Origin of the sequence: Sulfitobacter sp. G21635-S1 (genome assembly GCF_027213915.1) — a bacterium.
In the GTDB taxonomy this organism is placed as follows: Bacteria; Pseudomonadota; Alphaproteobacteria; order Rhodobacterales; family Rhodobacteraceae; genus Sulfitobacter.
The window spans coordinates 1-5,284 of sequence record NZ_JAPWGV010000059.1 but is presented as its reverse complement, the minus strand read 5'-3'; the positions used below and the strand labels follow the sequence as shown (position 1 = coordinate 5,284).

Annotated in this window: 4 protein-coding genes and 1 pseudogene; 4 read left to right on the top strand and 1 reads right to left on the bottom strand. The window is 61.4% G+C overall.

Annotated elements, in window-relative coordinates:
* Positions 1–254: 254 nt before the first annotated feature.
* Positions 255–1,394 carry an IS110 family transposase gene (locus O4H53_RS26800; RefSeq protein ID WP_269368027.1) on the bottom strand — a complete coding sequence of 380 codons (1,140 nt, stop codon included), beginning with the start codon at positions 1,392–1,394 and terminating at the stop codon, positions 255–257.
* A gap of 66 nt (positions 1,395–1,460) precedes the next feature.
* On the opposite strand from O4H53_RS26800, the pseudogene O4H53_RS26795 reads away from it, so the two are divergent.
* The 4 genes and pseudogenes from O4H53_RS26795 to O4H53_RS26780 all read left to right on the top strand — a co-directional run.
* Positions 1,461–1,565 (top strand): annotated as a pseudogene (locus O4H53_RS26795) (DUF3768 domain-containing protein); the annotation flags it as partial.
* Between the two features lie 158 nt (positions 1,566–1,723).
* Positions 1,724–3,706, top strand: a complete 1,983-nt coding sequence (locus O4H53_RS26790; RefSeq protein ID WP_269368025.1) for a ParB/RepB/Spo0J family partition protein — start codon at positions 1,724–1,726, stop codon at positions 3,704–3,706.
* A 74-nt stretch (positions 3,707–3,780) separates the two neighbouring features.
* Positions 3,781–4,473 carry a regulator gene (locus tag O4H53_RS26785; protein ID WP_331284258.1) on the top strand — a complete coding sequence of 231 codons (693 nt, stop codon included), beginning with the start codon at positions 3,781–3,783 and terminating at the stop codon, positions 4,471–4,473.
* Between the two features lie 103 nt (positions 4,474–4,576).
* Complete coding sequence (locus O4H53_RS26780; RefSeq protein ID WP_269368022.1) at positions 4,577–5,230, top strand: DUF6927 domain-containing protein; 654 nt, start codon at positions 4,577–4,579, stop codon at positions 5,228–5,230.
* Positions 5,231–5,284 lie beyond the last annotated feature (54 nt).

Sequence of the window (5,284 nt, the reverse complement as noted above, 5' to 3'; positions counted from 1 at the left end):
TGCATGAGGAAATTACATTTTCAAGTCCTTTTCGTTCAGTGCAACGCTGGTTTGGCTCCTCAAATATGCTCACTCCAGTGGCATCGACTTGCATACGGTGGGCGTGCTGCCCGAACCAAATTTCCGTTCACGTTCCCGGAATGGAGCCGCCTTGGTTGGGACCAAACTTCTACAGGGTTTGTGAAGACCATCAATCTTCTCGGTCACTCAACCATCCGGCGTTGCGCGTTGTTCTGAAGTTTCAGTATCCCGTATTACACCTCCGCCTTCAGAACCGCGCCAGACGGGACAAGTCCCGTTTCCAGATATCGCCACAAGGCCACGATGAGCTTGCGGGCAAGAGCCACAATGGCGACTTTCTTTCTCACTCCCGGGCGTTCAGCAGTGTATTTTCTGAACCAGCGCGCGAGTGCGCTTTGTGGCTGATACCGCAGCCAGCACCACGCCAGTTCGATCCCGAGGGTGCGCGCCGGTCGGTTTCCGGCTTTGCTGATACCCTGGCTTCGTTCCACGTCACCGCTGGAATAGGGGCTGGGCGTCAGACCAAGATAGGAAGACAGGTGCCGCCTGTTCTTGAACTCTCGCCCGAATACCTCTGCGGACAAGAGCATCGCACTGTGTCGTCCAACACCGCGAAGCCCTTCGAGCAGCACTGCCTTTTCGTGCTCGGGGAACTGTTCAGATTCAGCTGCAAGAGCTTCGTCGCGTTCCTCGGCCAGAGTCTTGATCATTTTGTTCGTCAGTTCCAAGCGTTCGAAAGATCGCACGATCTCGCGCATGAGCTGATCGGGGAAAGGGCGGCCATCGGCAGTTTCGAGGCCCTCCAGTTTCTTGCGCCATGTGACCATCGCTGGATTGATATGCCGGACGCCTTGCAGGGCGAGAAGGGCACGAATGCGATTGATGTGGCCAGTTCGTTCGCTCATCAGCCTCTTGCGCTCTCGGTGGAAGCGTTTGGCGTCTTCTTCAGCAACGGTCGGGACGCGCACAGTGCGGAATGCCTTTCGATCACCGGAACAGTAGTTCTTCAGCAGAACGACCATGCCTTCGGCGTCGACGCGATCCGTTTTGACCCGGCGCGCTTTGCGGTTCACGAGAAAGCTGGTCGGATCCACAACCAAGGTCTCGATCCCTTCGTTGGACAGCAGCCTCTGCAGCCAGAAACCATCGTATCCAGTTTCAAAGCAAACGATCGGCCGCTGATCAGGCCCGCAAAGCTCACTCGCCTCCGCAACGGTCGCTCGAACCACATCAATCAGTCCTGCCGTATCAAACCCATCCAAACGCACGGATTTAATCTTGGCCAAGTGCGGCGCATCAAGCGCCACAAGCCATTTCGATTTGCTCAGATCAATGGCGACAAAGCAGGTCGCCGCAATAGTTGGCGTCATCATCTTGAAAATCTCCCGTTTTGTGAATCTGCGCCCAACCTATCCGGTTCGCGCAACCTCCTGCATGGAAACTTGTATGAAGCGGATTCCGATTTCCGCTACGGGGCCGAAGCCCCGGACAATCCTGCCACGACCATGCGTGTGCTGACCATCATGCTTGCGCGCGACTGGTAGAAGGGAAGGGGACTCCTCCCCCTGACATCTCAGACGATGAAGGCCCGCTGCCCCCAAAAAGGCAAAGCGGGCCCTCTGTCGTTGTGATCCCCGAGGCCGGGGATTGGTCACGCGCGTGAAGGCGCGGGCCACACCTCACCCACCCGGAAGGATATCCCATGACCACAAGCTTTGCTCCCCTTACCGTCGCCATCGGCGATCTGGTCCCGCATCCCGCCAATGTGCGCAGCAACGCGCCGGAAACCTACGACCCCGAGAACATCGCCCATCTGAAGTCCAGCATCGCCGTTCTGGGTCTCTTGCAGCCGCTCCTGGTCCAGAAACTCGACGGCAAATACGCCGTCCTCGCCGGTGGCCGCCGTCACGCTGCCCTGAAGGAGCTGATCGCCGACAAGACCACCAAGGTGTTCACCGCGAAAACCAAGGTCGACTGCCGCCTTGTGCCGGAAGACTGCGATGTTACCACGGCGCTGTCGCTTGCCGAGAACATCACCCAGGCGCCGATGAATGCCATCGACGAGTTCGAGGCTTTCGCCCGGATGATGGAGGTCGACGGCCAGACGCCCGAGACGATCGCCAAGACCTTCGGCACCACCGTTGCCGCCGTCAAAGGCCGGTTGCGCTATGGCCTGATCCACCCCGACATTCGCGCCGCGGCCCGGGGCAAGGTGATCACGCTCGACACGATGAAGGCCTTCGCCGAGCATCCGAGCCAGGAGGCGCAGCGCGAGGTCTTCGAGGCGCTCACGAAGGACGGCGGCTATCTGCAGGCCTACACCGTCCGGCAGGCGCTCAAATCACGCGGTGTGCAGGTCAGCGACGATATCGGAGCCTTCGTGCGCGCGGACTACGAGGCGCGTGGCGGTGCCGTCGCGGCTGATCTTCTGGAAGAGCATTCGGTGCTCGAGGATGCGGAGCTGGTCGAAACTATCCTGCTCGAGAAGCTCGGGGCCGCCGCCGAAGAGGCTCGCATAAAGCTGGGCTTTGCCTGGGCCGATGCAATGGTGCGCTATGATTACGCGACCATGGCCAACTATGGCCGCGTTTACCCAGGACCCGTCGAGCCGGATGAGACCGCCCAGAAGCGCCTGGATGAAATCACCGCCGAACTTGAGAAACTGCAACTCGAGATGGAAGATAAGGGGTTCGAGGAGGACGCCTACACGGCTCTTTACGACCGCGTGGACGCTCTGGAAGACGAAGCCCGCGATCTGCAGGAGGCCTACAGCGCCGAGGATCTCGCCCGTGCAGGCGTGATTGCGTCTTGGTCGAACGGGCAGATCACGCTCCATCTGGGCCTCGTCCGCCCGGAGGACATCGTGAAAGAAGAGGGCGCGCCCAGTTCCTCGACCAACACCACCGGAGAGGAGGCCCCCGACGCTGGTGAAATCACCTACCCGGCGTCGCTGGCCGAGGATCTCAAGACCGAGCGGGCCATGGCCCTTGGCGCCGCGATGGCGCTACATCCCGAGGCCACGCTCGATCTGACGCTCTTCAAGCTGGTCAGTGATGTTCTGGCCAGCGGCATGAGTGTCACGCAGGCGATCAAGATCGATGCCCGTAAGGAATACCGGACCCACGCCAAGATGGACGAGATCGACGAGACCTCGCTCGAGCAGGTCGCGGCGGCGCATGATGTACTTGACCTCTCGTGGCTCGATGACACCCGGTCCCCTGCCGATCAGTTCGCGGCGTTTCGCGAGCTCGATGCGGGCGAGAAGGCCAAGCTCGTCGCCTATGCCACGGCCAGCACCACGCAGTCCTGTTTTGCCCGGGACCGCCAGCGCGACAGCCTGATGCATGACTTCGAGATCGAGATCATGCCCGACATTCGCGCGCATTGGACGCCGAACGCGGCGCTCTTCAATCGCTTCAAGAAGGCCTGGCTCCTCAAAATCCTCGGCGAGGATCTGGGACTCGCCCAGGAGGCGGTCACGCTGGCCTCCTCGAGCAAGAAAGAGATCGTCGCCTTCTGCGACAAGCTCTTCGCCGAGCCCTTCGCCACGCTCACGGACGCGCAGCGCGCTGCCGTGGCCGCTTGGTGCCCGCCGATGATGCAGACTGCCGGTGTCGCCTGTGATGAGGCGGAACCCGCTGCGGAGACCCCCGAGCCTGACAGCGAGGTCGCGCAAGCGGCCTGAGCCACCACACGACCCGTGCAAGCCCTTCTGCCTGCGCGGGTCGACCCTCCCACACCCAACCGAAAGACATCCCCATGGCTATTCTCAAGTTCTCCGCCTCCGCCGTGGCGGCGCAGATCGCCCATGCGCGCGCCTGCAAGACCTTCCTTCCCAACTGGAACGGGCCCGTGGACAGGCCGGCCCTGATCCTCATCGTCGGCAATGGCGTGCATCTGCGCTCGAACGGTATCGATGGCACAACCACCCGCATCGTCACGACCGAGCAAGCCGATCCCTCCTTCGCTTTCGGCGACGGCATGAACCCGTTTCGGGATGCCGACTGGATGGCGCGGCGCCGCATGGCGTTTCGCGATCTGACCGGGCAGTTCTACACAGACATCCTGGACGATGTTCAGGTGCTCATCGACCGGGGGCAGGGGGCCATCCGGCTTGCCACCGATGGCCACAGCATCCGCGTCTTCGTGCGCCGGGCTTCGGATTATCTCATCGGCGGGACCTACGAGGTGCCCTCGGGCCTAGGCGGCACCTTCCGGGTCATTCTCAAGGATGCCTGCGACACCTTCGCGATCGTGCAGAACTGCGGCAATTCGGCGTTTTGGGAATACGAAGATGATGAAGCAGCACCAATGTCCCGAGAGCGCGCAGCGCGGCAGGGTATTGGTGCTTCAACTCATTCCCATAAACGCTGCGAGGATTTCGACGCAATGCAGCCCTACCGCGTGTCGCTCGATGCATTGATGGAAATCGATGACCGGAGGGCGGCATAACGCGCCCTTTCTCAAATAAGCATCGCCAATACCCTGCCGGGCCTACGGCCCTCTCGGGACATTGGCGACAACAATTTCCCCCAACGAGAGAAAGGACTCTGAAATGGGTTGGCTTTTTTACACCGACCGCCGCGTCCAGACCTACGCGGATGAGAAAGCGGAGATCACCCGGCTCTGTACCTTTGAGGGAGGCACGCGCAAAACCGAACTGGTCAAGGCCTGCAAGGTCGGCTCAACCTGGTATGCGGCGGCAAGGGTCACCAATCTCGAAGGCACCCCTGTCGAAGACATGACCTATGTCACCGATGCGGATGGCTCCATCACTTTCGGGGCTGTCTTCCTCACCCGATACGATGACGGCTGCTGGGGCTACAAGGACATGGAGGAAAGCGCTGGTCCGAACGAGGCTCGCGCGCCCCTTGCGCTGATCGAGCTTCTCTCCGACCTGAAAGACCCGGACAGCTACGCCCAGGACTGGCGTCAGCGCTGCCGGGATTGGGCTGCGGTCCCGGACTACGAGGAAGGTGACAAGATCAGGCTCGCCACCCCTGTGACGCTCACCGATGGCAGCACTTGTCAGATCGTCACCGCGACGCACTACAGGCGTGGGCGGCAAAAACGCCGATGCTACCGCATCGAGGAAACCGGCGGGCTCGTGCGCCTGTCTAAAGCGACGCTTGCGGGCTCGGAGCTGCTCAGCTCCGCGAAAGGTGCTGCCAGCCCGGTGCTGGCGGAGTTCCTGGCGGGGCGAGAATAGGTCCTGCGCCGGACGGTTCATCGACCTGCCCGGCGACAGCAGATCCTGCGGCTT